This is a genomic window from Kitasatospora sp. NA04385 (genome assembly GCF_013364235.1).
Classification (GTDB): Bacteria; Actinomycetota; Actinomycetes; order Streptomycetales; family Streptomycetaceae; genus Kitasatospora.
Window position 1 is genome coordinate 7,525,295 of sequence record NZ_CP054919.1, and the last position, 26,155, is coordinate 7,551,449.

Genomic DNA, 26,155 nt, shown 5'->3' on the forward strand with positions numbered 1-26,155 from the left:
GCCCAACAAGGAGTCGGCGCCGATCCGAACCAGCCCTTTGCCTCGGGGGCCTGACGCTTGGTCGATCGACGCCGTTTCGCCGGGGGAGGGTTTGCCTCCGCTTCGCTCCCCGGCGCTCCCGCCGCGCAGCGGCAGGCCCCGGCCCGGCCTCCGGCGCGCGCTGCCGAACGCCGCCGCAGGGGCCGCCGCAGGGGCGGGCGCGCCGGGGTGTCGGCCCCGGGTGCGACAGTGTGCGGACGAACTCGGCGGCTGCGCCGGGGTGGTGCGGACGGAGGGGTGCGATGACGGGCTGGGACGGGATCGCCTGGGCGGGCTGGAGCGACCACGCGGAGGTCCTGGCCCGGCTGGGGGCGGGCGCCGACCCGGAGTGGTGCGGTGCCGGTCGTCCGCTGCACCACGCGGCGGCCTACGGCTCCCCGCAGGTGGTGGCCGAACTCGCCGCCCGGGTCGCGGACGTGGACGCGCGGGAGCACGGGACGACCGCGCTGTGGCGGGCCGTGCTGGCCGACCGGCCGGACAACGCCCGGGTGCTGGCCGCCGCCGGGGCCGACCCCTGGCGTCCGCAGCTCGGCGGCTGGTCGCCCGGCCGCCTCGCGCTCGCCGGGCCCGTCCCCGACCTGTTCCCGCGGCCCGCCGGGGGCGGCGCGGCCACCGGAGCGACGACCGCGGAACCGGTGGCCACCGAACTGACGCCCACCGAACGGGAGACCGTCCGGAGCGGGCGCGAACTCGTCGCCGCCCTGGGCGAGTTCCCCTACGAGGGCACCGGTCTGGCCTGCGTCGCGGGCATCGACGCCGCCGAGGCCGTCCGCCGGCTGGGCGGCCAACCGCTGGACGCGGAGTACCTGGAGGAGTTCCTGGACGACCCGTACGCGTACGAGATGGAGGAGGGGCTGCTGATCGCGGGCGCCACCACCGTCCCCGGCGGCTGCGTCGTCACCCAGCCCTGGGGCTACACCCCCTCCACCCCGGGCGCGATGGCCCGGCTGACCGCGGGCACCTTCGGTTACGGCCTGTACGCCAACCCCAAGAGCGGCAACCAGGGCAGCATCGTCCGCGACGGCACCGTCGAAGCCTGGGACCTGCACCCCGGCGGCGGCCCGGACTCCGGGGACAGTGCCGACCGGGTCCTCGACGGGTACCTGTACCGCCGCAGCGCGGTCGCCGCCGCCTGCGCCTTCGCCGGTCTGCGGCCCGCCGACGCCCGCGCCGTCACCGGCCCCGCCGACCGCTGGTTCAAGCTGCCCGACCTCGACTACTGGGAGGGCTGACCCCGCCCGCACCGACCCCGCCCGCGCCGGTCGTCGGCCCGGGTCTGCACCGGTCGTCGGCCCCGGCCCGGCCCCGGTCGGCTGCTTCCGTGCTGCCTTCGAGAGATGAAGGCAGCACGCCACTTGACGGTGGGCCTTCACCGCCCCAACACTTCCGTACGAGCTCAGAGAGCGCTCTCAACCGATCTCGACCACCCGGGCTCATCAGAAAGGCGACACCAACCCCTTCCCCCACTTCGGACTGGCGTTCACTTTGCGAAGCCAGACGAGAGGACCCCCATGCGAAGGACGACCGCCCTTTCCCACCCCCACCCCCGCGCGCGGCAGCCGCGTCCGCGCGTGCTCGCCCTGCTCACCGCGCTGGCGCTGACCGTCGCGGCCCTGCTCGGCCTGGCCGCCACCGCGGGCCCCGCCTCCGCCGCGGCCGACTACACCCAGAGCGCCACCCAACTGAGCGCCACCCAGCTGAAGATTGCCTTCACCCCGACCACGTCCGCGCTCTACGTGGACGTTCACTACCTGGTCAACGGGGCGAACCAGCAGAACATCCGGATGACCAACAGCGCGGGCACCTGGAATTGGACCGTCGGCTCGCTGGCCACCGGCAACGCCGTCGAGTACTGGTTCACCTACGAGAAGAGCGGACCGCAGTACGACAGCCCGCACTTCACCTTCACCATGGGCAGCACCACCAGCCCCAGCCCGACGCCCACGCCCAGCCCGACGCCGACACCCACGCCGACGCCCACCGGCACCGGCACCTGCCCGGCGCAGTCCGACACGCCCAACTTCGGGCCCAACGTGCACATCTACGACCCGAGCATGTCCAGCGCCACCATCCAGGCCCAACTGGACGCCCACTTCAACCAGATGAAGGACACCCAGAGCGCCCAGTTCGCCGAGAACCGGGTCGCCGACCTGTTCAAGCCCGGCACCTACAACGTCAACGACAACGTCGGCTTCTACACCTCGGTCGCGGGCCTCGGCCAGAACCCCGACGACGTCACGATCAACGGCAACATCACCGTCGACGCCTTCAACGCCTCGGACGCGGGCAACGCCACCCAGAACTTCTGGCGCTCCGCCGAGAACCTGGCGATCAACCCCGGCGGCGGCACCAACCGCTGGGCGGTCGCCCAGGCCGCGCCGTTCCGGCGGATCGACGTGCACGGCAACCTGGCGCTGTACCCGGCCAGTTACGGCTGGGCCAGCGGCGGCTACGTCGCCGACAGCAAGGTGACCGGGCAGGCCGCCTCGATCTCCCAGCAGCAGTGGTACACCCGGGACAGCAGCCTCGGCAGCTGGGACGGCGGCGTGTGGAACATGGTCTTCTCCGGCGTCCAGGGCGCCCCGGCCAACACCTTCCCCAACCCGCCGGAGACCACCCTCGCCACCACCCCGGTCTCCCGTGACGTGCCCTACCTGTACGTCGACGGCTCCGGCAAGTACCGGGTCTTCCTGCCCGCCCTGCGCACCAACGCCACCGGCCCCAGCTGGGCGTCCGGCAGCACCCCGGGCAGCTCGCTGCCGATGAGCCGGTTCTACGTGGTCAAGGCCGGGGACACCGCCGCGACCATCAACAACGCGCTCTCCCAGGGCTGCAACCTGTTCGTCACCCCCGGGGTCTACCACCTCAACCAGACCCTCAACGTGACCCGCGCCGACACCGTCGTCCTCGGCATCGGCTACCCGACCTTCGTCCCCGACAACGGCGTCAACGCGATGCAGGTCGCCGACGTCGACGGCGTCCGCCTCAAGGGCCTGCTCTTCGACGCGGGCACCACCAACTCGGCCGCCCTGCTGACCGTCGGCGCCGGCGGCTCCACGGCGAACCACGCCGCCGACCCGACCACCATCCAGGACGTGTTCTTCCGGATCGGCGGCGAGTTCGCGGGCAAGGCCACCACCAGCCTGGTCGTCAACAGCAACAACACGATCATCGACCACATCTGGGCCTGGCGCGCCGACCACGGCAACGCGGGCACCGTGGGCTGGACGGTCAACACCGCCGACAACGGCGTGGTCGTCAACGGCAACAACGTCCTGGCGACCGGCCTGTTCGTCGAGCACTACCAGAAGTACGAGGTCACCTGGAACGGCCAGAACGGCCGGACGATCTTCTTCCAGAACGAGATGCCGTACGACGTGCCCAACCAGGCGGCCTGGAAGTCGCCGTCCGGCCTGAACGGCTACGCCGCCTACAAGGTCGGCAGCAACGTCACCAGCCACGAGGCCTGGGGCCTGGGCAGCTACTGCTACTTCAACGTCAACCCGGCCGTGAACGCCTACCACGCGTTCGAGGTGCCGAACACGGCGGGCGTGAAGTTCCACGACGTGCTCAGCGTCTCGCTCGGCTACCAGGGCACCATCTCGCACGTCATCAACGACACCGGGGGCGTCACCCCGACCGGGACCGTCCCGGTCAACGTGGTCGCCTACCCGTAGGCGCCGCCCCGCGCCACGGCCACCCGCACCACGGCCACCGGCACCCCGGCTGCCCGGTCCCGGACGTCACCGTCCGGGGCCGGGCAGCCGGTCGTCCGGGCCCGCCCGCGCCGCGTCCTCAGGGCGCCGCCGGGGCGTCGGCGACCAGGTGGCCCCACCAGACCAGGCGGTACAGCGAGGTGAACTCCGGGGTGCAGGTGGTCAGCGTGAGGTAGTGGCCCGGGGCGGTGTACCCGGCCTGGGCGGGGACGGGGTCCAGCACCTCGTAGTTGTCGGCGCCGGTCTCGGGCAGCTCGCGGTCCAGGACGTAGGTGTGGACCGCCCCGGCGGTGCGCAGCACCACCCGGTCGCCGGGGGCGAGCCGGTCCAGGTACCGGAACGGCTCGCCGTGCCCGTTGCGGTGCCCGGCCAGGCCCACGTTGCCCGGCTCGTCCGGGAGCTGGGTGTCCGCGTAGTGCCCGACGGCGCCGGAGTCGAGCACGGTGTCCCGGTCGACGCCCTCGCGGACCGGGAAGACCGAGGGCAGGCCGAGCTGCTCCAGGCGCGGGACGGTCAGCGTGCCCAGCTCCGCCCCCGGCGCGGGGCGCGGCGGCGCGGCGCCCCCGGGGTCGGCGGGAGCGGTGGGGGCGGGGCCGCGGCCGGGGCACCGGCGAGCGCGGGCGCGGCGGCGGGCGGTCGCGCCGGGGGCTCGTACGCGGGGGTGGCGACCGCCGTGAGCAGCAGGGCGGTGGTGGCGAGCGCGCCGGAGGCGACGCGCAGGGCGGGCCTCACCCCCGCCCGCCGCGGCGCCCGCCGGGCAGCGCCGAGACCAGCAGCGCGGTCCCGGCCGCGGCGAACTCGCAGCTCTTGAGCAGCAGCAGACCGGCCGTCAGCAGCGGGTCGCGGCTCAGCCGCCAGGCCCGTGCGGCCAGCACGGGCAGCCGCCAGGGCCCGGCCTGGGCGGCGAAGTGCCGGGGGTGGCGGGCGGCGTAGCGCCCGGCGGTGGCCGCGTAGTGGGCCTTCTTGCGCATCGCGGCGCGCAGCGTGGTGCGGCCCTCGTCGTGGACCAGGACGCTGCGGGTGGTGGCGATCCGGGCGCCGGTGGCGCGCACCCGCAGGTCGAGGTCCTTGTCCTCGGACCAGACCAGCTCCTCGTCGTGGCCGCCGACCCGGTCGTACAGCTCGCGGCGCAGGCAGCGCAGCGACTCCACGGCGCCGTCACCGTCCCAGCAGCGCTTCTCCAGCACCTTGCAGCGCGACCAGAAGCCCTCGCCGACCGACACCTCGGGGATCACCAGGGCGTCGTAGCCCTCGTCCTCGATCAGCCGGCGGCACTCGTCGAGCAGGCCGGGCCCGGCGGTCATGTCGGAGTCCAGGTGCAGGACGACGGCGGCACTGGTGAGCCGCACCCCGCGGCGGCGCCCGGCGGCCCGGGACGGGTTGTCGCGGGCCAGACGGACGTCCAGGCCGCGGGCGTGGAAGGCGGGCAGCGCGGGGGCGAGCGGCCGACTGGTCCGCTCGTCCTCGTTGACCAGCACCTCCAGGCCCTCGCGCTGCTGCACCAGCGAGTCGAGCAGCCGGCCGAGCTGCGGGACGCTGTCCCGGGTGGGGACGACCACGGCGATCCGCGGCCGGGCGGACGGGGTGGACGGGGTGGACGGGACGGGGGGCATCGGCGGCCTCACGGGTTCCAGGAGGGGATCGGGGGAGGTGCGGCGGCGGCGCGGCAGCAGCACGGTGACGCAGGCCAGCACGGTCGCGGCGGACAGCGCGAGCGCGATCCGCCACCAGCGGTCCGGCCCGAACGCGACCCGCAGGTCGGCGTCGCCGGACCCGTCCACCAGCCAGGCCGCCCGGTAGCCGTCCAGGGTCAGCGGGCGGGCGCTCCACCCGGCGGGCAGCCCGGACAGCTCCCAGCGCGGGTCGGCGGAGTCCGGCAGCGCGACCGCCACCGGGCCGCCGACCCCGCTCAGCCGGGCCCGGTAGCGCCCGGCGCCGTCCGGCTCGGCGGCCACCACGGCGGGCCCGGCGCCCGGCCCGGCGGGGTCGATCCGGACGGTCAGCGGCAGCACCGGCGTCAGCCGCAGGCCGGTGTACTCGACCTCGGTGGTGCCCACGTCGTCGCCGTCGGCGTACAGGTACAGCGCCAGGTCGCGGACGTCCGCGGGCGGGGTGACCACCGTGTCCAGGGTGTGCCGCTGCGCGCCGTCCACGGTGCGCGGCAGCTCCGCGCACCGGTCCGGGCCGCCCTGCCACAGGCACAGCCGGGCCGGACTGCCGCTCAGCGTGCGGTAGTCGACGGTCAGCCGGTAGCTGCCGGGCCGGTGGCCGGTGCCGGGCTCGAAGGTGTCGACGGGGACGCGGACGCAGGCGGTGTGGGCCCGGGCGGTGAGCCGGACGCCGTCCGGGCCCAGCGCCGTCGCGGACAGGCCGGCCTCGGCGAAGCCGCGCCCGTCGGTGCGGCCGCAGTCCTGCAGCGCGCTGAACACCGGCGCCCCGGCGGCGGGCAGGCCCGGATCGGCGGTGACCCGGTGCGGGCCGGGCCGAGCGGCAGCGACGGGCCGTCGGCGGGGCCGCGGCCCCGGCGGCGACGCCAACGCGGTGGCCCGCGGCGCTGGTAGGCGGCGTCGCCCGGGCGGGCGCCGTCCGCGTCGGCGTACCCGTACAGCACGGCGCCGGTGGTGCCGGGGGCCAGCCGCAGTACGGTGCGGAAGCTCCGCCAGTCGGCGGCGGCCGGCAGCGCGCGCTCGACCGCGCACCGGTCCGGGCCGTCCTGCCACAGGCAGATCCGGGGCGCGCCGCCCCGGTACTCCACCGCGACCTCGATCAGCCCGTCGGCGGGCGGACCGGCCAGCGGCAGCCGGACACAGGCGGTACCCTGTTCCGCCCGCAGCGCCCAACTTCCGTCCTCCGCGCGGGAGGTGACGCCGCCGCAGCCGCCGTCGGCCTGCGCCCGCAGGTCGGCCGCCAGCCCGGGGCCGTCGGCGAGGGCCACCGCGACGCGGTCGCCCGGGCGGACGGCCACCGGCCAGCCCGGCTGCCAGGGCAGCACCTCCGGGCCGACCAGCAGCGCGGCCGGCTCGGCGCCGGCCGGCAGGTCGAGGTCCAGCTCCGGCGCGGCCGGGCGGGCACGCCGTCCACCTCAGCCCGCCCGGCGTCGGCCGCACCCCGCTCGGTGCGCGCGGGCAGGTACGCAGTGCCCGCGCTCCGGTCGGCGCGCGCCGCGTACGGGCCGCCGTCCGCGCGCAGCCGCACCTCGGCGGCGCCGGGGCGGTGAACGCGAGTCGGGCCGCGTCCACCGGCACCGCCGGGTCGGCGGTGGTGGCCGCGCCGTGCAGCGCGGCCTCGGCGGCGGTGCGCGGATCGGCCGCCGGATCGAGTACCAGAGCGGCCGGTCCGCCCCCGGGGGCCGGGAGTTCGTACAGGTCGGCGACCGGCGTGGCCAGGGCGCGGCGCGCCCCCGGCAGCCGGTCCAGGGCCGCGCCGAGCACCGCCGGGTCGGCGGTGACGGCGTCGCCCGCCGTGGAGCGCAAGTCCCGGCGCAGGAGCACCTGGCCGACGCCCAGCGCCCGCAGCGCGCCCGTGGCGGCGTCGCCGTCCCCGGCCGCGAGGCTCCGCTCGGCCAGCGCGAGCAGCCGGGCCGGGCCGGAGGCGTTGTCGAAGTAGCCGCCCGGCAACCGCTGCAGCAGCGGCCGGGTCAGCAGGTTGCGCGGCACGTCGTCCACGCCGTGGAAACCCCAGTCGGTCAGCACCTGGTAGTAGCCCTGCAACGGCAGTTCCAGCACCTTCCCGGGCACCGGCGAGCCGTTCGCCGCGTCCGCCACCCGCTGCCAGTCCGCCGGGACGGCCACCGACGCGGACGGCAGCGGCGGCCGCGCCTGGGTGACCACCGCCCCCGTCCACAGCGGCCACGGGTGGGCCAGCGCGGCGGCCACCGCGACGGCGGCCACCGCCGGGGCCCTGCGCCCGGCGTCCAGGGCGCGCTGCACCGCCGCACCCGCCGGCACCGCCACCGCCAGTACCAGCAGCACGCCGAACTTGCTCATCGGCTCGCGGAACAGCCACATCCCCGGCACGTGCGCGTACAGCCACCCGTTGACCGCCGCCAGCGGCGGGTGCAGCCCCTTGCACAGTAGCACCAGCACCCCCGTCGCCGCCGCCAGCGACCGCACCGCCCACCGGGTGCGGCGCGGCCCCGGCGGCAGCGCCGCCCCCGCCAGCGCCAGCAGCGCCGGGACCCAGCGCGCCGCCCCCCATGGCGCCCGGTCCACCGCCGCCGCGAACGGGTAGTACTCGGGGTGCGTCCACCCCCAGTGGGCGTTCAGCGCCAGGATGTTGGGCAGCGTGTTGCGCACCTGCGTCCACGCCCACGCCTGCACGTTGGTCTGCGCGCTGAAGTCCGTCCCCGCACCGCCGCCGGACAGCGTCACCGCCTGCGGCACCAGCCACCACAGCTGCGCCAGCACCAGCAGCGGCAGCGCCCGGCCCACCAGCCCCAGCACCGGCCGCCACCGCCCGCCGGTCAGCGGTGCCGCCGCCACCGCCAGCACCGCCGTCGCCCCCGTCACCACCGCCAGCAGCGGCGGGTTCATCCCCAGGTAGCACAGCGGCAGCGAGGTCAGCGCCACCGTCCGGGCCCGCACCCGCCGCCCCGCCGCCGCGTGCAGCAGGTGCCCGCCGAACCAGGCCACCAGCGCCGTCGCCAGCACCGGCAGCGGATTGAGCAGCGACACCAGCGTGTAGACGTTCACCACCGCCAGCAGCCCCGCGCACGCCGCCGCCAGCGGGTGCCGCAGCCACACCGACGCCAGCCGCGCCGCCCCGGTCGCCGCCCCCGCCAGCACCAGCGCGTACAGCACCGCCTGCGCCACCCCCGGCCCCAGCCCGAACAGGCCGCACGCCCGGACCAGCAGCAGGTCCGGCAGCCGGACCACCTCGTACGACGGCCCGCCGGTGCCGGTGATCTGGTGGCCCCAGACGCTCCCCAGCTCCGCCCCCAGCGCCTCCCGCCGGAACGGGCCCACGTCCCCCGTCGCGAAGTCCCGCCCGGGCCGGAACCACAGCAGCGGCAGCACCGCCGCGACCAGCCCCGGCAGGGCGTGGCGCAGCAGCGCGTCACGGTGGCGGTACGCCAGGCCGCGCGCGGTGCGCAGCAGACGGCGGGCGGAGCGCGGCGCGGCGGCGACGGCCGGGCGGCGGGGTGGGAACGGTCGTGGTCACTGCGCGGCACCGCCGGAGACCGCGGGGCGGGCAGCGGGAGCGGCCGACGGCCGCGACGGCGGTGCGCAGCACGGCCTCCGCGACCTCGTCCCAGGGCAGCGCCCGCCCGCCAGCCGGCCGGCGCCGGAGCGGCGACCAGGCCGGGCAGCTCCTCGGCCAGCGCCCGGGCCAGCGCCGCCGGATGCGGGGCGACCAGCCGGCCCCCCGCGGCCGGCACCGAGTCGCACAGGCCCGGACGCCGGTAGCCGATCGTCGGGGTGCCCATCGCCGCGGCCTCATCCACCACCAGCGCCCAGCCCTCCCGGATCGAGGTCGCCACCAACACGTGCGCCCGCGCCAGCAGTTCGTCCCGCCGCGCGGTCGGCACCCGCCCGTGGAACACCGTCCCCGGCGGTGCCAGCCGCTCCAGCCGGGCCCGCTCCGGGCCGTCGCCGACGACCCACAGCCGGGCCTGCGGCATCCGGCGGCGCAGCAGCGCGAACGCCGCCAGCACGTGGTCCACCTGCTTCACCGCCGACAGCCGCCCCAGGAACGCCACCGTCGGCGCCTGCTCCCGCGCCACCGGCGGCCGGGCCCGCCGGGTGTGCCCCTCCGGCACCAGGTGCAGGTCGTGCAGCCCGTACGCGCGCAGCGACTCCCGGCTGGACGGCGAGACGGTCAGCACCGGCGTCCCGCGCAGGGCGCGCAGCCAGAGCGGCTCCGCGACGTACCGGCCCAGCCAGGACAGCGGCGCCGGGAACCTGGCGTCCCAGATCTCCCGCGCCACCTGGTGCACCAGCGCGACGGACGGCGTCCCCGCGGACCAGGCGGCGCAGCCGAACGGACGGGTGTTCACCTCGTCCACCAGCAGGTCGAACCGCCCGGCCCCGTGCGCCGCGTACCACTGCCGGGCCGCCCGGTACACCCCGAACCGGCCGCCGCCGCGGACGATCCGCACGTCCCCCCGCGATTCCCGGCCGGGGGCCCCGGGCACCGCCGAGGTCACCAGCGTGACCCGGTGCCCGGCGGCGGCCCACCGGGTGACCACCTCGTCGGTGTACACCTCGGCGCCGCCGGCCTCGGGGTGGGTGGTGTCCTTCCAGTTGAAGACGCAGATGCGCATGGCCTCGGCTCGGGTCGTGGGTGGGGTGTGGGAGGGGGAGCCCCTGCGGGGCGGGCTCGGGGGGTGGGGGAGTGGTGGGGCTTCGGCTCGGGTCGTGGGTGGGGTGCGGGCGGGAGAGGGAGGGGGAGCCCCTGCGGGGCGGGCTCGGGGGGTTGGGGAGGGAGTGGTGGGGCTTCGGCTCGGGTCGTGGGAGGGAGACGGCGGGGAAGCCTCTGCGGGGCGGGCTCGGGTCGTGGGTCGGGGGTGCGGGGCGTCGGGGGTTGAGGCTGACGGGGGGTCAGCCCGCGTTGTCGGGGAGGGCGCGCAGGAGGTGGCGGGGGTCGGTGGGGGCGGGGGTGGTGCGGGGGGTGAGGTGGAGGCGGGCGCCGAGGCGGAGGGCTTCGGCGAGCATCCGCAGGGCGGTGGTGGGGCGGACGGTGCTGCCGGTGCGGGGGCGGACGGCGACCGGGACCTCGGCGATCCGGCGGTGGCCGTACCGGTGCAGCAGGGCGAGCAGCTCCAGGTCGAAGACGAAGCCGTCCTCGCGGCACAGCGGCAGCACCCCGGCCAGCGCCTCGCGGCGGAACACCTTCAGCCCGGTCTGGGTGTCGCGCACCGGCAGCCGGAACAGCACCCGGGCGAGCAGCCGGAACGCCCCCGAGCACAGCCGCCGGACCCGCCCGTGCTGGAGGTGCTTGACCCCGACGGCGGCGTCCGCACCGGCCCGGCGGGCGGCGTCCAGCAGGCCGGGCAGCAGCTCGGCCGGCAGGTCGCCGTCGGCGTCGATGAAGGCGATCCAGCGCCCCCGGCACTGCCGGAACCCGGTGCGCAGCGCGGCGCCCTTGCCCCGGTTGGCGGCGTGCCCGAGCAGCCGCAGCCGGCGGTGCCCGAGCCGGGCGACCCGGCGCCGGCTGCCGTCGGTGCACCCGTCGTCGACGGCCAGCACCTCGTAGCTGGCGCCGTGCCGGTCCAGCACCCGCAACAGCCCGGACAGGTGCCGGGCGACGGCCGGGCCCGGGTTGTAGTACGGGACGACCACGCTGATCTCGACCCGGGCGGCGCGGTCGAGTTCGTGCTCGGCGCGGGCCACGGGCAGCACCCGGCCGGTCCCGGTCCCGGCGCGGGGGCGCGGGCCCAGGCGCAGGCCGGTGCCGGGCAGCGCGCAGGCCACGGCCAGCAGCACGGCCAGCGCGTGCGCGGCGGCGATGCCCTGCGCGGTGGCGGGGAAGAGCGCGACCAGCGGCGGGAACGCGGCCGCCCCCGCCCAGCCGCCGAGCGGGGCGCCGCCGTGCGCGGCCCGGTAGTGCAGCAGCACGGTCAGCACCAGCAGCGCGGTCGCGTCGATGCCCAGCAGCAGGCCGAGGCCGGGGCCGACGGCGAAACCCGGGCCGAAGACCAGCGGCAGCACCGTGCCGCCGCCGACCGCGAGCACCAGCGCCACGCCCGCCCCCGCCAGCACGGCGGCGCCCAGCGCGCGGGTGAGCGCGCGGGTCGCGGTGCGGCGGTCCGCGGAGGCCAGTCGGCCGATCAGCAGCAGCACGATCAGGTTGGCGCAGGCCAGCGAGGCCTTGGCGAGCTGCGCGCCCGCGCCGTACCCGCCCGCCGACTCGGCGCTCAGCCAGTGCCGGGCGCACAGCAGGTCCGCGCCGGTCAGCACCCACAGCCCGGCGAACCCGGTCACCGCGCGCACCAGGACCCGGGGCCGGACCCGCAGCGGCTCCCCGCCCGCCCGCCGGGCGGGCAGCCGGACGGCCAGCAGCAGCGCGGCCACGCACTCCCCGAGCAGGGTGGCCGCCAGCACGGCGCTCACCCCCGCCCCCCACCACAGCGCGCCCCCGGCCGCCAGCAGCCGGACGGACGCCCCGCCCAGCAGCGGCCAGGACGCGGCCAGCGGCCCCCGGCTGCCCAGCGCGTGCGCCCACAGCACCGCCACCGCCGTGCTCGGCACCAGCACCGCCAGCGTCAGCAGCACCGGCAGCGGCCCGGGCAGCCGCAGCACCCGCGCGAGCGGAACGGCGGCGGGCGCGGCCACCAGCACGGCCAGCGCGGCGTACCGGACGGCCCGCAGCAGCAGCGGACGCGGGTCGGCCCCGGGCCCGGCCGGCGGCCCCGGCACCGGGGGCGCCTGTCGCGGTGGCGGCCGTGGCGCGCAGGACGGCCGCGGCGACGACGGTCTGGACGGCGGCCAGGGCGACGCCGACCGCGGCGAGCAGGCCGAGCACGGCGGCCAGGGCGCCGTAGCGGTCGGGGCCGAGGAGGTGCCCGGCGGCGGTGTGCAGGCCGAGGTCGGTCAGCCCGCGCAGCGCGAGCAGTCCGCCGGCCAGGGCGGCGGTCGGGCCGACGGGCAGACCGGGGCCGGTGGCCCGGAACTCCTCCGCGGAGTTCCGGGCCACCGGCCCGTCGGCGGTCACCGCGTGGGCGGATGCCGGAGGTTGCGTCATCGCCGCCCGTTCAGCCGCGCGACCTGCGGTACATCCGCCGGCCGGTCAGCGCCGCGCCGACGGCCAGCGCCACCCCGGCCGCCGCGACGCCCGCGGCCTCGCCGCCGCTCCAGCCGACCGACGCGGTGGCGGCGCCACCGGTGTCGGCCAGGTGGCGGCCGCCCTTGCCGTCAGCGGCGCCGTTGCCGCCGACCTCGACGGTCAAGGTGTCGACCCGGGTGCCGCCACGGGCGTCCGGGCCGACGGCCTGGATCGTGTGGGTGCCGGGGGCGGTGTCGGCCGGCAGCTTGACGGTCGCCTTGAACGTGCCGGAGCCGTCGGCGGTGGCCGTGCCGAGCGCCACGGGCGTCGAGAACAGCGTCAACTCGATCGTGCCGCCGGGCTGGTAGCCGCCGCCGGTGACGGCGACGCTGCTGCCCGGGGCCAGACCGGTGGTCCGGCTGGTGGCGGTCAGGGTGCCGTTGCTGACGGGGTAACTGCCCGCGACGGGCGCCAGGGTGTCGAAGGCCGGCGCGGCCGCTGCGGCGGGTGCGGCCAGCGCGGCGCCGGAGACGAACAGCAGGGCGGCCGCGCCGCAGCGCAGCACGCCCCTGGGGGGACTGGTCATGGATGCTCCTGACAGGAGGGGTCGGACCCGGGTGCCTTCACCCGGGCTGCCCGCACAGCCATTGACCGCGGTCGGTTCGCTGACGCACTGTCAGCTCGTGATTCACCCGGAGGGCCCGGTGGCCGCTGCGCCGCCCGGGTGGTCCGCGGTGACCGCCGGGGTGGCTGCCCGCCCGGTCCGCGGCCGATCGGCGATACCTGGTCGCCACGGCGGCAGGGCGTCACGGCGGCACGGCGTCGGCGGCGGAGCGGCGGAAGGCGGAGCGATGGCACGGGAGTTGCGCAGGCGGGCGGCGGACGCGGTGGTGCGGGCGGGCCGGTCGTGCTTCAAGGGCACGGCGGTGGGCCGGCTGCCGCTGGCCGGGACGGTGCTGCGCTGGTTCGTGCAGGCCGGGCACGGCGACGGCGAGGTCCTGGCGGCGTTCCGCGGCCTGGAACTGGCGGTGCCGACCGCCAGCGCGTCGATCGCGGCGGGCCTGCTCGGCGGCTTCTACGAGGAGCGCGAACTCGACCTGTTCGAGCAGTTGTGCGCGCGGCGCCGCACCGTCGTCGACGTCGGGGCCAACCTCGGCGCGTACGCCTGCCTGGCGGCCCGCGCGATGCCCGCCGACGGCCTGCTGGTCTGCTACGAGCCCGCCCCCGGCAACCTGGCCCGGCTGGAGGCCAACCTGCGCCGCAACCCCGGCCGCCCCGGCCCCGCCGTCCGGATCGAGCCGCACGCGGTCGGCCCGTGCGAGGGCCGCACCACCCTGCGGCTGGCCGAGGACATCGGACTGCACCGGGTCGCCGCCGGAGACACGGCCGGGCACGGGGGCGGGGGCGGGGGCGGGCTGGCGGTGCGTCAGGTCGCGCTGGACGCCCGGCTGCCGGTGCTGTTCGCCGAACACGGCGGGCCGCGCCCGGTGGACGTGCTGAAGATCGACGTCGAGGGCTACGACGTGCACGCGCTGCGCGGCGCCCGCCGCCTGCTGGTGCGCGACCGGCCGGTGCTGTTCGCCGAGTTCTGCCCGCCGCAACTGGCCGGGTGCGGGGCGGACGCCGAGGAGTTCGTCGAACTGCTGGCCGAGGCGTACGAGGAGATCCACGTGGTGGACACCGCGCGGCGCACCGTCACCGCCTGCGCCCCGTCCGCGCTGCTCGCCCCGACCTACCGCTCCCGGCTGGTCAACGTGGTCGCGGCGGGCCGGGACGAGGACCGCGCGCTGCTGGCCCGCTGGGCCGGGCGGAAGGCCCGCGGGCGGAGCCAGCCGGTGCGTTAGGGACGGCCCGGCCCCGGGAGGCCGGGTCGGCGCCCCGGGAGGCCGGGTCGGCGCGCCGGGAGGAACTGATTCCGCCCGCCCGGGGCTGAGGTTCGCTCATCCGGGCGGGCGGAAACACGGGGTGGCCCCGCGGGTCAGTCGCGGGTCACTCGTGCGGGACCAGGACCACGGGGGCCGTGCTGTGCCGGACGGCGGCGTGGACGACCGGGCCGAGGCGGTGGCCGAACAGGTGCGGGTGGCGGCCGATCACCAGCAGGTCGGCGTGCTCGGCGGCGGCGAGCAGCGCGCCCGTGGCGCCGCCGAGACCGGCCTCGACGCGCAGGTCGACGTCCGGGAAGGCGGCCCGGACGGGGGCCAGCATCCGGTCCAGGTCGGCCTCGATCTGCTCGCCCTGGTGGTCGGCGTCCGGGTTCGGCGGCAGCCAGCCGGGCGCGGCCGCCAGCAGCGGCACCATCTCCCAGCCGTGCACCGCCCGCACCCGGCCGCCCGAGCGGGCCGCCTCGGCGAGCGCGAACTCGACGGCGGCCAGCGAGGAGTCGCCCGCCAGGCCCACCACGATCTCCGGCCCGTCCGGGCCCGCGGCGGCCGTCCCCGGCCGCGCGGCCGGCGGCGGGCCGTCGTGAGCGGCGCGGCCTCCGCGGGCGGCGGCGCGGTCGCGGTGGCCGTGGCCGTCGCCGTCCCGAGCGGGGCGCCGTCGTGGACCGGGGGGTCGAGCGGGGACTCGATCGGGAGCCCGTCCGGGAGTCCGACCGGGGACGTCACCGGGGCCGGTGCCCCGACCGGGACCGCCGCCGGGGCGGGGGCCTCCGCCACCGCGGTGAGCGGGGCGTCCTCCTCGACCAGCTGCGCGTCCTCGTCGGCGGGCCGCTCCCGCACCAGCACCACCGGGCAGGTGGCGCGCGCGGCCACGGACAGGGCCACCGAGCCGCCCAGCAGGTCGGCGGCGGCGCCCGGGCCGCCCGAGCCCAGCACCGCCAGGTCGTAGCCGGTGGCGGCCTCGACCAGGATGTCGGCCGGGTCGCCCGCGGCGGCCTGGGTGGCCACCGCCAGGTCCGGGTACGCGGCGAGCAGGTCCGCCGCGAGGGCCTCCAGCTCGTCGTGCTCGGCCTGCTGCACCGGGTCGGCGCCCGGGCCCTCCGGGTCGGCCGCCCCCAGCCAGGGCCAGACCCGGAGCAGGGTCAGTTCCGCGCCGCGCCGGGCGGCCTCCTCCGCCGCCCAGCGCGTCGCGGCGCGTGCCCGCGGGGATCCGTCGTACCCGCTCACGATCTTCTGCGTCATGGTCCACGTCCCCTCTCGCCCCGGACGGCACCGTGCCGTCCGCGACGCCGACCGGCTACCCGGGGAAGCGGAGAGCATGCCGGACAACCGTCGCGGCGGCTGCACCCGCGGCGGCCCGCCGCTGCCCGGAGCGGGTCGGTGTCCATGTCAGGAAACCCTTTTCACAACGTTGGAAATCCGGTCGCGCAGGCATCACAGCAGGCCCGGCCTGCGTTGTCCAGACCTCGCGCCGGGATCGGGGCGGACCCGCCGACGGGATCGCAGATCAGCGCAGGAAGCGGCCGGTTGACGGGCAGTCAGCCCGGCGGGCCGAAGCGGCCGGTCGGTGCGCAAGTTCTTGACACCGTCTCGGCGGATGGCTCATTGTCCCTCTGCAACGTTGGAAACCGGCGGGTAGCCGGTGCCTCCGACGGCTCCTCCCACTCCTCCGAGCTCCCTCCCCCTCCCTCGCAGTCAAGGATGTGATCGGGCGTATGAACCCCACCCCGCGCGCCAAGTCCGTCATGGCCGCACTGCTCCTCGCCGGGCTGTGCGCGTCGGTGTCCGCCTGCACCAACCAGGGCGACAGCGGCTCCTCCGGGCACACCGCCGCCGCCCCCGACAACACCGCGGCCGCCCAGCAGGTCGTCTCGCCCACGGCGTCGGCCGCCGGGCCGGGCTGCACCGCGGACACCTACGGCGCGCCGAAGCTCGACCTGACCGACGGCAAGACGGTCGTCGGCTTCTCGCAGTCGGAGTCCACCAGCAACCCGTTCCGGGCCGCCGAGACCGCCAGCATCGAGGCGGAGGCCAAGAAGCTCGGCGTGAAGCTGATCGAGCGCAACGCCAACGCCGACGTCAACGCCCAGAACGCGCAGATCCAGGACATGATCGCGCAGGGCGCCCAGGTGCTGATCGTCGCCCCGGAGAACTCCGACGGCCTGGGCCCGGCGCTGGCCGCCGCCAAGGCCAAGAAGATCCCGGTGCTGACCATCGACCGCACCGTCGGCGGCGCCGCCTGCTCCGACTTCGTCGCCTTCATCGGCTCCGACTTCTACGGCCAGGCCAAGATCGCCGCCGACGACCTGGCCGGCGCCACCGGCGGCCAGGCGCACGTGGCGATCCTCCAGGGCACCCCCGGCAACAACGTCTCGGCCGACCGCACCAAGGGCTTCACCGACCAGCTCGCCGCCAAGTACCCGAACATGCAGGTGGTGGCCTCCCAGACGGCGAACTTCGACCAGACCGAGGGCCAGAAGGTGATGGAGCAGCTGCTCCAGGCCCACTCCGACATCAACGCCGTGTACGCCGAGAACGACGGCATGGCGCTCGGCGCGATCCAGGCCATGCGCTCGGCCGGGAAGACCCCCGGCAAGGACATCAAGATCGTGTCCATCGACGGCATCCGGCAGGCCGTGCAGGGCGTGGTCGACGGGCAGCTGGTCGCCGACATCGAGACCAACCCGCGGTTCGGCCCGCTCGCCTTCCAGTCGCTGAAGGACTTCTACGGCACCGCCGGGGTCCAGCCCAAGGTGATCATCAAGGACGGCCACTTCACCGCGGACAGCGCCAAGCAGGCGCTCGACCAGGGCCTGGTGTACTGACCCGCCGCCCCGCCGCCCCGCCGCCGGGGGCCGCCCGCCCGCGGCCCCCGGCCCCGTCCCCGCCCGACGACAACCGCAGGACAACCGCAGGAGGAGGAACCCCCATGACCCGGACGGACCGGCCCGACGGCCCCGTCGAGGCGCCCGTGCTGGCGGCGACCGGGATCGACAAGAGCTTCGCGGGCGTCCACGCCCTGCACGGCGTCGGCCTGACGCTCCGGCCGGGACGGGTGCACGCCCTGGTCGGCGAGAACGGCGCCGGCAAGTCGACCCTGATCAAGGTGCTCACCGGCGTGCACCGACCCGACGCCGGACGGCTCGAACTGACCGGAGAGGAACGGGAGTTCCGCACCCCGCTGGAGGCCCAGCGGGCCGGCATCTCCACCGTCTACCAGGAGGTCAACCTCGTCCCGATGATGTCGGTGGCCCGCAACCTGCACCTGGGCCGCGAACCGCGCCGCCGCGGCCTGCTCGACCTGCGCCGGATGCACCGGGAGGCCGCCGAGCTGCTGCTCCGCTACGGCGTGGACACCGACGTCACCCGGCCGCTGCGCGAACTCGGCCTCGGCGCCCAGCAGATGGTCGCCCTGGCCCGCGCCGTCCAGGTCGACGCCCGGGTCGTCGTGATGGACGAACCCACCTCCTCGCTGGAGCCCCGCGAGGTCGACACCCTGTTCGCCGTCGTCCGCGACCTCACCGCGCGCGGCACCGCCGTGGTGTACGTCAGCCACCGGATGGACGAGCTCTACACCCTCTGCGACGACGTCACCGTGCTGCGCGACGGCCGGGTCGTGCACACCGGCGAACTCGCCGCCCTGGGCCGCCGCGACCTGGTCGCCCTGATGCTCGGCCGCACCCTCGGCGCCGCCCGCGAGCGCGCCGCCCGGCACGTGCCCGACCCCGACGCCCGGCCCGCGCTGCGCGCCCGCGGCCTGCGGGTGCGGCACCGGGTGCACGACGTCGGCTTCGACGTGCACCGCGGCGAGGTGCTCGGCCTCGGCGGACTGCTCGGCTCCGGGCGCAGCGAGACCGCCAAGGCCGTGGTCGGCGCGCTCGGCGCGGACGCCGGACGGGTCGAGGTGGACGGCGCGGAGCTGACCCGGCGCAGCCCCGCCGCCGCGATCCGGGCCGGTGTCGTGCTGCTGCCCGAGGACCGCAAGGCCGAGGGCATCGTGCCCGGGCTGTCCGTCCGGGAGAACATCGTGCTGGCCGCGCTGCCCCGGCTCTCCCGGGCCGGCCTGGTCTCCCGCGCCCGGCAGGACGAGGTGGTGGAGAAGTTCATGGCCCGGCTGCGGATCAAGGCCGCGAGCCCCGAGCAGAAGGTCGCCGACCTCTCCGGCGGCAACCAGCAGAAGGTCCTGCTGGCCCGCTGGCTCTGCCTCGCCCCCAAGGTCCTGCTGCTGGACGAACCCACCCGCGGCATCGACGTCGGCGCCCGCGCCGAGGTCCAGACCCTGATCGACGAACTCGCCGCCGACGGCCTCGGCGTCCTGCTGATCTCCTCCGACGCGGAGGAGCTGATCGCCGGGGCCGACCGCGTCCTGGTCCTCAAGGACGGCGCCCCCGTCGACGAGCTCACCGGCGTCCGGGTCAACCCCGACGAGCTGCTCGCCGCGCTGGCCCACGAAACCCGGCCCCCGGCCGACGGAACCCGGCCCCCGGCCGACGACGAGACGAACGGAGCGCAGTGATGAGCGTTCTCGCCCCTGCGGGGGTCCTGCGCGGGCGGGCTCCCGTGCTGCGGGTGCTGCGACGCTACGGGGTGTACCTGGCGCTGGGGGTGCTGTTCCTGGCCGCGGTGGTGCTGGACACCGGGTTCCTGTCGACCGGGAACGTGCGGATCCAGCTGTTCCAGGTCGCGCCGACGCTGCTGGTCGCGCTCGGGATGGCGCTGGTGATCGGCACCGAGGGGATCGACCTGTCGGTGGGGGCGGTGATCGCGCTGGCCGCCGCCGTGATCCCGCTCTACATCGGGTGGGGGCTGCCGGTGGCGCTGCTGGTGGCGGTCGCGCTCGGGGCGCTCAGCGGGCTGGCGGGCGGCGCGATGGTCGCCTTCACCCGGGTGCAGCCGATCGTGGCGACGCTCGCCCTGATGATCGGCGTGCGCGGCGTCGCCTCGCTGGTCAACGGCGCCTCCGCCAAGCCGGTCACCGACGACGCGCTGCTGACCCTCGGCTCGGACGCCCTCCTGGGCGTCCCGCTGACGGCCTGGCTGGCGGCCGCCTGCGTGGCGCTGACCGCCGTGCTGGTGCACCGCACCACGTTCGGGCGGCAGCTGGTCGCGATCGGCGACAACCGGCGGGCCGCCCGGCTGGCCGGACTGCCGGTGCGGCGGGTGCTGCTGACGGTGTACCTGCTCTCCGGCGTGCTGGCCGCGCTGGCCGGCGCGGTGATCGTCGGGCACGGCGCCGAGGCCGACCCGGCCAACCAGGGGCGCAACATCGAACTCGACGCGATCACCGCCGTCGTGGTCGGCGGCACCCCGCTGGCCGGCGGCAGCGTCCGGGTGCTGGGCACCGTGGCGGGCGCGCTGTTCATGCAGCTGACCGCCGCCGTGCTCACCCAGCACGACGTGCCCGCCTCCCTCACCAAGATCGTCGAGGCGGTCGTGATCTGCGCCGCCGTCTACGCCTCCCAGGAGCGTGGTACCCGATGACCCCCACCACCCTCACCGCGGACCGGCGCCCCGCCGAGAGCCCCGCCGAACGGCTCGCCGCCCGCATCCAGCGGCACGGCGCGCTCACCGTGCTCGCCCTGCTGGTGATCGGCGCCTCGGTGCTCTCGCCCGGCTTCGCGAGCACCGACAACCTGGGCGCCATCCTCGGCAACAACGCCTTCGTCTGGCTGCTCGCCCTCGGCCTGACCTTCGTCATCCTCACCGGCGGCATCGACCTGTCGGTCGGCTCGATGTACGCGCTCGGCGGCGTCCTCGCCGCCTGGGCGGCCGAACGGTACGGCACCTGGGCCGCCCTGCTGCTGCCGCTCGCGGTCGGCGCCGCCTGGGGCTGCGTGCACGGACTGCTGGTCGCCCGGGCCCGGATGGCCCCGTTCATCGTCACCCTGGCCGGCCTGCTCGGCGCCCGCGGCCTGCTCCAACTGGTCACCGACGAGGGCGCGAACACCCACCTGGTGCCGCGCGGCTCGGCGTTCCGCTCGCTCGGCGAGGGCACCTGGACGCCGGTGCTGATCTCCGCCGCCCTGTTCGGCCTCGGCGCGCTGCTGCTCACCCGCACCCGGTTCGGCGCCACCACCACCGCGATCGGCGGCAACGAGCACGCCGCCACCCTGATGGGCCTGCCCGTCGCCCGCACCAAGACCCTGGTCTACGTGCTGTCCGCGACGCTCGCCTGCGCCGCGGGCGCCCTCGGCGGCGCCCGGCTCGGCTCCGGCGTCACCACCGTCGGCGTCGGCTACGAACTCACCGCCATCGCCTCGGTGGTGATCGGCGGCACCCTGCTCACCGGCGGCAGCGGCTCGGTCGGCGGCACCGTCGCCGGCGTCCTGCTGCTGTCGGTGGTCCACAACCTGATCGACCGCTCCGCCTCCCAGTACGGCTCCGCCGTCACCGACGCCGTCAACGGCGCCTTCCTGGCCGCCGTGGTGCTCGCCCAGGCTCTGCTCAACCGGGGACGCCGGGACGAGTGAGCGCCGCGCCCGCGCCCGCCGCCGGGCCCCCGGCGGCCCGCCGCGCGCCCGATCCGACCAGAACCGAACGAGAGGGACCAGGGCCATGGGCGTGAGCCTCAAGGACGTCGCGCTGCGGGCCGGAGTGTCCGTCAAGACCGTCTCCAACGTGGTCAACGACTACCCGCACGTGCGGGCCGGCACCCGCGACCGCGTCCAGCGCGCCATCGACGAACTCGGCTACCGCCCCAACGCCACCGCCCGGCAGCTGCGCACCGGACGCAGCGGCATCATCGCCCTCGCCGTCCCCGAACTCGGCAACCCCTACTTCGCCGACCTCGCCACCGCCGTCATCGACGCCGCCGCCCACCACGCCCACACCGTGCTGCTCGACCACACCGCCGGGCTGCGCGCCAACGAGACCCTGGTCTCCCAGGGCTTCCGCTCCCACCTGATCGACGGGCTCATCCTCAGCCCCATCCACCTGGAGAAGGAGGACCTGCTGCACCGCCCCGAGCGGCCGCCGCTGGTCCTGCTCGGCGAACGCGAGTACGACGCCCCGTTCGACCACATCGCCATCGACAACGTCGCCGCCGCCCGGCTCGCCGTCCGCCACCTGCTCGGCCTCGGCCGCCACCGGATCGCCTTCGTCGGCGCCCGCCGCGACAGCCGCCGCCAACCCGCCCACCTGCGGCTGCGCGGCTGGCGCGAGGAACTGCTCGCCGCCGGCCGCACCCCCCGCGAGGACCTGGTGATCGCCACCGACGGCTACGACCGCCTGGACGGCGCCGTCGCCATGACCCGGCTGCTCGACCTGCCCGAACCGCCCGACGCCGTCTTCGCCTACAACGACCTGGTCGCCCTCGGCGCGCTGCGGGTGCTGGCCGAACGCGGCGTCAAGGTGCCCGAACAGGTCGCCGTGGTCGGCTTCGACGACATCGAGGACGGCCGCTACGGCGCCGTCACCCTCACCACCATCGCCCCCGACAAGGCCGCCATCGCCCGCCTCGCCGTCGACTGCCTGATCGGCCGGATCGAGGCCGCCCCCGGCCGCACCCCGCCACCGCCCCGCCGCATCCTGCCCAGCCACACCCTGGTCGTCCGCGAGTCCACCGCCGGACGCGCCGCGCACCGCGGCTGAGCCCCCGCCCACCACCGCCGAAGGACACCCGTTGCCGCTCCCGTCCGTGACCCGCAGCCCGTTCGGCACCCTGCCCGACGGCACCCCCGTCGACCGCTGGACGCTCGACGCCGGCACCGGCGTGCGCGCCGAGGTGCTCGACCGCGGCGGCATCCTGCACCGCCTCGACGTCCCCGACCCCGACGGCCGCCGCACCAGCGTCGTCCTCGGCCACGACACCCTGGCCGGCTATACCGCCGACACCGCCTACCTCGGCGCCCTGATCGGCCGCTACGCCAACCGGATCGCCCACGGCCGCTTCGACCTCGACGGCCGCACCCACCGCGTCCCCGCCACCGACCGCGGCCACGCCCTGCACGGCGGACCCGACGGCTTCCACCGCCGCCGCTGGCACGCCACCGCCCAGCCCGGCCGCGACAGCGCCGCCCTGCGCCTGGACCTGCACAGCCCGCACGGCGACATGGGCTTCCCCGGCGCCCTGCACGTCACCGCCCGCTACACCCTCGACCGGCACGGCACCCTGCGGCTGGACTGGACCGCCCGCACCGACCGGCCCACCCCCGTCAACCTCACCCAGCACGCCTACTTCAACCTCTCCGGAGCGGGCGGCCGCGGCGTCCTCGACCACCGGCTCGCCGTCGACGCCGACGCCTACCTGCCCGTCGACCCCGCCGCCATCCCGCTCGGCGCCCCCGCCCCCACCGCCGGCACCCCCTTCGACCTGCACGCCCCGCACCCGCTCGGCGAACGCCTCGCCCACCCGCACCCCCAACTGCGCCGGGCCGGCGGCTACGACCACTGCTTCGTGCTCACCGCACCCCCCGCCCCCGGCGCGCTGCGCCGCGCCGCCCGGCTGCACGACCCCGCCAGCCGCCGCCGGATGGAGGTCTGGACCACCGAACCCGGCCTCCAGGTCTACACCGGCAACGCCCTGGCCGGCGACCCGCACCCCCGGCACGGCGGACTGTGCCTGGAGACCCAGCACTTCCCCGACTCGCCCAACCGCCCCGACTACCCCGACACCGTGCTGCGCCCCGGCACGCCCCGGCGCAGCACCACCGAGTTCCGCTTCCCGCACCTGGCCGCACCGCCCGGGGAGCAGCGGTGACCGGCCGCCGCTCAGCGCGCCACGGTGCTGCTCTCCCGCACCACCACCCGGAAGCCCGGCGTGATCCGCAGCCCCGGCCCGGTGTAGCGCCGCTCGATCCGCTCCTCCAGGCAGCGCACCGCCAACTCGGCGATCAGCCGCTTGTCGGGCGCCACCGTGGTCAGCGACGGGATCGCGTACGCCGCCTCCTCGACGTCGTCGAACCCGACGATCGCCAGGTCCTGCGGTACCCGCAGCCCCGCCTCGTGCGCCGCCCGCAGCGCGCCCAGCGCCAGCAGGTCGTTGAAGCAGAACACCGCGTCCGGCCGCTCCGGCAGCCGCAGCAGCCGCCGCATCGCGGACGCCCCGTCCGGGCGGAAGTACGCCCGCACCGGCGGCAGCAGCTCCGGGTCCGGCACCAGCCCGGCGTCCGCCAGCGCCTCCCGGTACCCGGTCAGGCGCTGTTCGGCGGTGGCCCGCGGCGCCGGGTCCTGCCAGCCGATCGCGGCGATCCGCCGGTAGCCCTCGTCCAGCAGGTGCCGGGTCACCTCGCGGGCGCCCGCCACGTTGTCGATGTGCACCCGGTCCGCGACCGGGCCCAGGTCGGCCTCGCCGAGCAGCACCAGCGGGATCTCCCGGGAGCGCGACAGCAGCGCCGCCCGGTCCAGGCCCAGCGGGCTGAGGATCACCCCGTCGATCATCGGGTCGCCCAGGCCCGAGGCGATCCGCAGCTCCGCCGCCGGGTCGCCGCCGGTGTCGTCCATCAGCACGGTGATCCCCACCCGGCGGGCCGCCGCGATCACCTCCACCGCCAGCTCCGCGAAGTACGGCGAGGGCAGCTCCGGGAAGGCCAGCGCGATCACCCCGCTGCGGCCGGTGCGCAGCCGACGGGCCGTCACGTTCGGCTGGTAGCCGAGCGCGTCGATGGCCCGCTGCACCCGCTCGCGGGTCGCCTCGGCGACCGGCGTCGTCCCGTTCACCACGTTCGAGACGGTCTTCACCGAGACCCCGGCCAGCTCCGCCACGTCCTTCAACCGCGGCGCCGCAGCGCCGCCACCCGGTACGGACACGCCCGCACCCTCCTCCCGCCGGTCGGCGCGAGGGGGCGCGGCCGGCCTCGCCACGACGCCGCTCCTACAGCTACTACAACGTGAGAATACAAGGTCGCCGATGAACGGACAGCACCTCGCGCCCCGGAGCCGGGCCCCGCCCCGGCCGCCCCCGAGACCGGTACCGCCCCCTCGCACCCCCACCTAGAAGGAGCGCACCTTGTCCAGCCAAGTCCAGCTGTCCGTACGCCGGTCGTGGCGCAACGCCCGGGCGGCCGCCGCCGTCCTGGCGCTGCTGATCGCCGCGCTGATCGGCCTGCCCGGCGTCGGCCACGCCGCCGCCGCCCAGCCCTGCGACCTGTACGCCTCCGGCGGCACCCCCTGCGTCGCCGCGCACAGCACCACCCGCGCCCTGTTCGCCGCCTACGACGGCCCGCTGTACCGCGTCACCCGGGCCTCCGACGGCGCCAGTACCGACATCGGCCCGCTCGCGGCGGGCGGCTACGCCAACGCCCAGGCGCAGGACCAGTTCTGCAACGGCAGCAGCTGCCGGATCAGCCGGATCTACGACCAGACCGCCCGGCACAACGACCTCACCCCCGGCCCGGCCGGCACCGCCGGCATGGGCAACGACCGCGGCGCCGACGCCGCCGAGATCGCCGTCACCGCCGGGGGCCACAAGGTCTACGGCGTGTGGATCTCGCCCGGCGTCGGCTACCGCTACACCGGCGTGGCCTCCGGCGTCGCCGTGAACGGCCAGCCCGAGGGCGTCTACATGGTCGCCTCCGGCACCCACGTCGGCGCCGACTGCTGCTTCGACTACGGCAACGCCGAATCCACCCCCGCCGACACCGGCAACGGCCACATGGACGCCGTCTCCATCGCCACCACCTGCTACTTCCCGCCGTGCAGCGGCAGCGGCCCGTGGATCGAGGCCGACCTGGAGAACGGCATGTTCCAGGGCGACAACGGCTCCAACACCGCCAACCTCGGCAACAGCAGCCCCTTCGTCACCGCCGTGCTGAAGAACAACGGCCAGACCACCTACGCCCTCAAGGGCGGCAACGCCCAGTCCGGCGCGCTCACCACCTGGTGGAACGGCGCCCTGCCCAGCCGCTCCGGCTACCGCCCGATGAAGCAGGAGGGCGGCATCATCCTGGGCATCGGCGGCGACAACTCCAACTGGAACCGCGGCACCTTCTTCGAGGGCGCCATGGTCTCCGGCTACCCGAGCGACGCCACCGAGAACGCCGTCCAGGCCAACGTCACCTCCGTCGGCTACAACGGCCGCACCGACCTGCCCAACGGCCCGCAGGGCACCGTCACCGGCCCCGGCGGCCAGTGCGTGGACGTCGCCGCCGACGACACCGGCACCAACGGCACCGGCGTCCAGCTGTGGAACTGCCAGACGTACGCCGAGGACCAGCACTGGACGCACAACGCCGACGGCTCGCTCGGCACCATCGGCCGCTGCCTGGACGCCACCGGCAACGGCACCGCCAACGGCACGCCGCTGCAACTGTGGGACTGCAACGGCGGCGGCGCCCAGAAGTGGATCCAGCAGGCCGACGGCTCGCTGCTCAACCCGCAGTCCGGCCGCTGCCTGGACGACCCCAACGGCAACAGCGCCAACGGCACCCGGCTCCAGCTGTGGGACTGCAACGGCGCCGCCGCGCAGAAGTTCACCGTCAACGGCGGCGGCCCGGTCGCGGCCCCCGGCGGGCAGTGCGTGGACGTCGCCGCCGACGACACCGGCGCCAACGGCTCCGCCGTCCAGCTCTGGAACTGCCAGTCGTACGCCCTCGACCAGCACTGGACGCACCCCGCCGACACCTCGCTGCGCACCCTGGGCCGCTGCCTGGACGCCACCGGCAACGGCACCGCCAACGGCACGGTCCTGCAACTGTGGGACTGCAACGGCGGCGGCGCCCAGAAGTGGGTGCAGCAGGGCGACGGCTCGCTGCTGAACCCGCAGTCCGGGCGCTGCCTGGACGCGCCCAGCGGCAACACCGCCAACGGCACCCGGCTCCAGCTGTGGGACTGCAACGGCAGCGCGGCCCAGAAGTTCGCGCTGCGCTGACGCCCCGGCAC

Annotated in this window: 18 protein-coding genes and 1 pseudogene; 10 read left to right on the top strand and 9 right to left on the bottom strand. The window is 76.5% G+C overall.

Features of this window, described 5'->3' with window-relative positions; genetic code table 11:
* The first annotated feature begins 281 nt into the window (after positions 1-281).
* Positions 282-1,271: an ankyrin repeat domain-containing protein gene (locus HUT16_RS33305; protein ID WP_176191727.1), complete on the top strand. Its 990-nt coding sequence runs from the start codon at positions 282-284 to the stop codon at positions 1,269-1,271.
* A 678-nt stretch (positions 1,272-1,949) separates the two neighbouring features.
* Positions 1,950-3,716, top strand: a complete 1,767-nt coding sequence (locus tag HUT16_RS33310) for a coagulation factor 5/8 type domain-containing protein (protein WP_217712197.1) — start codon at positions 1,950-1,952, stop codon at positions 3,714-3,716.
* A gap of 118 nt (positions 3,717-3,834) precedes the next feature.
* Here HUT16_RS33310 and HUT16_RS33315 read toward each other — a convergent pair whose 3' ends face one another.
* The 6 genes from HUT16_RS33315 to HUT16_RS33340 form a co-directional block, all read right to left on the bottom strand.
* On the bottom strand, positions 3,835-4,281 hold the full coding sequence (locus tag HUT16_RS33315) for a sortase (protein WP_176192998.1): 447 nt from the start codon (positions 4,279-4,281) through the stop codon (positions 3,835-3,837).
* Positions 4,269-4,487: a hypothetical protein gene (locus HUT16_RS33320; RefSeq protein ID WP_176191728.1), complete on the bottom strand. Its 219-nt coding sequence runs from the start codon at positions 4,485-4,487 to the stop codon at positions 4,269-4,271. The genes HUT16_RS33315 and HUT16_RS33320 overlap by 13 nt, the downstream gene beginning before the upstream one ends.
* The gene (locus HUT16_RS39910) at positions 4,484-8,287 is read right to left on the bottom strand and encodes a glycosyltransferase family 2 protein (RefSeq protein WP_368662751.1); all 3,804 of its coding nucleotides are present in this window, start codon (positions 8,285-8,287) and stop codon (positions 4,484-4,486) included. The genes HUT16_RS33320 and HUT16_RS39910 overlap by 4 nt, the downstream gene beginning before the upstream one ends.
* Positions 8,288-8,442: 155 nt before the next feature.
* Entirely contained in the window at positions 8,443-10,017 is a 1,575-nt protein-coding gene (locus tag HUT16_RS38845) for a glycosyltransferase family 4 protein (RefSeq protein WP_254898108.1), read from the bottom strand.
* 277 nt (positions 10,018-10,294) lie between these two features.
* Positions 10,295-12,112: a glycosyltransferase family 2 protein gene (locus HUT16_RS33335; RefSeq protein WP_176191730.1), complete on the bottom strand. Its 1,818-nt coding sequence runs from the start codon at positions 12,110-12,112 to the stop codon at positions 10,295-10,297.
* 335 nt (positions 12,113-12,447) lie between these two features.
* Positions 12,448-13,044: a hypothetical protein gene (locus HUT16_RS33340; RefSeq protein ID WP_176191731.1), complete on the bottom strand. Its 597-nt coding sequence runs from the start codon at positions 13,042-13,044 to the stop codon at positions 12,448-12,450.
* Between the two features lie 265 nt (positions 13,045-13,309).
* Here HUT16_RS33340 and HUT16_RS33345 point away from each other — a divergent pair, with 265 nt between their 5' ends.
* Positions 13,310-14,302 (top strand): FkbM family methyltransferase, encoded by a 993-nt coding sequence (locus HUT16_RS33345; RefSeq protein WP_176191732.1) that lies wholly within the window; start codon positions 13,310-13,312, stop codon positions 14,300-14,302.
* 145 nt (positions 14,303-14,447) lie between these two features.
* On the opposite strand, the gene HUT16_RS38850 is transcribed toward HUT16_RS33345, so the two are convergent.
* Together HUT16_RS38850 and HUT16_RS39915 are read right to left on the bottom strand one after the other, a co-directional pair.
* Positions 14,448-14,858 (bottom strand): universal stress protein, encoded by a 411-nt coding sequence (locus tag HUT16_RS38850; protein WP_254898109.1) that lies wholly within the window; start codon positions 14,856-14,858, stop codon positions 14,448-14,450.
* Between the two features lie 326 nt (positions 14,859-15,184).
* Positions 15,185-15,658 (bottom strand): annotated as a pseudogene (locus HUT16_RS39915) (universal stress protein); the annotation flags it as partial.
* Positions 15,659-16,053: 395 nt separating this feature from the next.
* Here HUT16_RS39915 and HUT16_RS33355 point away from each other — a divergent pair.
* From HUT16_RS33355 to HUT16_RS33380, 6 genes are all read left to right on the top strand, one after another.
* Entirely contained in the window at positions 16,054-17,163 is a 1,110-nt protein-coding gene (locus HUT16_RS33355) for an ABC transporter substrate-binding protein (RefSeq protein WP_176191734.1), read from the top strand.
* A gap of 104 nt (positions 17,164-17,267) precedes the next feature.
* Entirely contained in the window at positions 17,268-18,854 is a 1,587-nt protein-coding gene (locus HUT16_RS33360) for a sugar ABC transporter ATP-binding protein (RefSeq protein WP_176191735.1), read from the top strand.
* Positions 18,854-19,819 carry an ABC transporter permease gene (locus HUT16_RS33365; protein WP_176191736.1) on the top strand — a complete coding sequence of 322 codons (966 nt, stop codon included), beginning with the start codon at positions 18,854-18,856 and terminating at the stop codon, positions 19,817-19,819. The genes HUT16_RS33360 and HUT16_RS33365 overlap by 1 nt, the downstream gene beginning before the upstream one ends.
* A complete protein-coding gene (locus HUT16_RS33370) occupies positions 19,816-20,808 on the top strand; it encodes an ABC transporter permease (RefSeq protein ID WP_176191737.1) in 993 nt (330 codons plus the stop codon). The genes HUT16_RS33365 and HUT16_RS33370 overlap by 4 nt, the downstream gene beginning before the upstream one ends.
* Before the next feature lie 85 nt (positions 20,809-20,893).
* On the top strand, positions 20,894-21,928 hold the full coding sequence (locus HUT16_RS33375; RefSeq protein ID WP_176191738.1) for a LacI family DNA-binding transcriptional regulator: 1,035 nt from the start codon (positions 20,894-20,896) through the stop codon (positions 21,926-21,928).
* A gap of 31 nt (positions 21,929-21,959) precedes the next feature.
* Positions 21,960-23,036 (top strand): aldose epimerase family protein, encoded by a 1,077-nt coding sequence (locus HUT16_RS33380; RefSeq protein WP_254898110.1) that lies wholly within the window; start codon positions 21,960-21,962, stop codon positions 23,034-23,036.
* A gap of 11 nt (positions 23,037-23,047) precedes the next feature.
* On the opposite strand, the gene HUT16_RS33385 is transcribed toward HUT16_RS33380, so the two are convergent.
* Positions 23,048-24,085: a LacI family DNA-binding transcriptional regulator gene (locus HUT16_RS33385; protein ID WP_176191739.1), complete on the bottom strand. Its 1,038-nt coding sequence runs from the start codon at positions 24,083-24,085 to the stop codon at positions 23,048-23,050.
* Between the two features lie 199 nt (positions 24,086-24,284).
* Between HUT16_RS33385 and HUT16_RS33390 the strand changes: the two genes are divergently transcribed.
* Positions 24,285-26,144: an arabinofuranosidase catalytic domain-containing protein gene (locus HUT16_RS33390; RefSeq protein ID WP_176191740.1), complete on the top strand. Its 1,860-nt coding sequence runs from the start codon at positions 24,285-24,287 to the stop codon at positions 26,142-26,144.
* Positions 26,145-26,155: the final 11 nt, after the last annotated feature.

What these genes read in the sequence shown, in the direction of transcription:
- HUT16_RS33305 (WP_176191727.1), top strand. Translation starts at nt 282, where the DNA reads ATGACGGGCTGGGACGGGATCGCCTGGGCGGGCTGGAGCGACCACGCG.
- HUT16_RS33310 (WP_217712197.1), top strand. Translation starts at nt 1,950, where the DNA reads ATGGGCAGCACCACCAGCCCCAGCCCGACGCCCACGCCCAGCCCGACG.
- HUT16_RS39910 (WP_368662751.1), bottom strand. Translation starts at nt 8,287, where the DNA reads ATGAACCCGCCGCTGCTGGCGGTGGTGACGGGGGCGACGGCGGTGCTG.
- HUT16_RS38845 (WP_254898108.1), bottom strand. Translation starts at nt 10,017, where the DNA reads ATGCGCATCTGCGTCTTCAACTGGAAGGACACCACCCACCCCGAGGCC.
- HUT16_RS33340 (WP_176191731.1), bottom strand. Translation starts at nt 13,044, where the DNA reads ATGACCAGTCCCCCCAGGGGCGTGCTGCGCTGCGGCGCGGCCGCCCTG.
- HUT16_RS33345 (WP_176191732.1), top strand. Translation starts at nt 13,310, where the DNA reads ATGGCACGGGAGTTGCGCAGGCGGGCGGCGGACGCGGTGGTGCGGGCG.
- HUT16_RS33355 (WP_176191734.1), top strand. Translation starts at nt 16,054, where the DNA reads ATGAACCCCACCCCGCGCGCCAAGTCCGTCATGGCCGCACTGCTCCTC.
- HUT16_RS33360 (WP_176191735.1), top strand. Translation starts at nt 17,268, where the DNA reads ATGACCCGGACGGACCGGCCCGACGGCCCCGTCGAGGCGCCCGTGCTG.
- HUT16_RS33365 (WP_176191736.1), top strand. Translation starts at nt 18,854, where the DNA reads ATGAGCGTTCTCGCCCCTGCGGGGGTCCTGCGCGGGCGGGCTCCCGTG.
- HUT16_RS33370 (WP_176191737.1), top strand. Translation starts at nt 19,816, where the DNA reads ATGACCCCCACCACCCTCACCGCGGACCGGCGCCCCGCCGAGAGCCCC.
- HUT16_RS33375 (WP_176191738.1), top strand. Translation starts at nt 20,894, where the DNA reads ATGGGCGTGAGCCTCAAGGACGTCGCGCTGCGGGCCGGAGTGTCCGTC.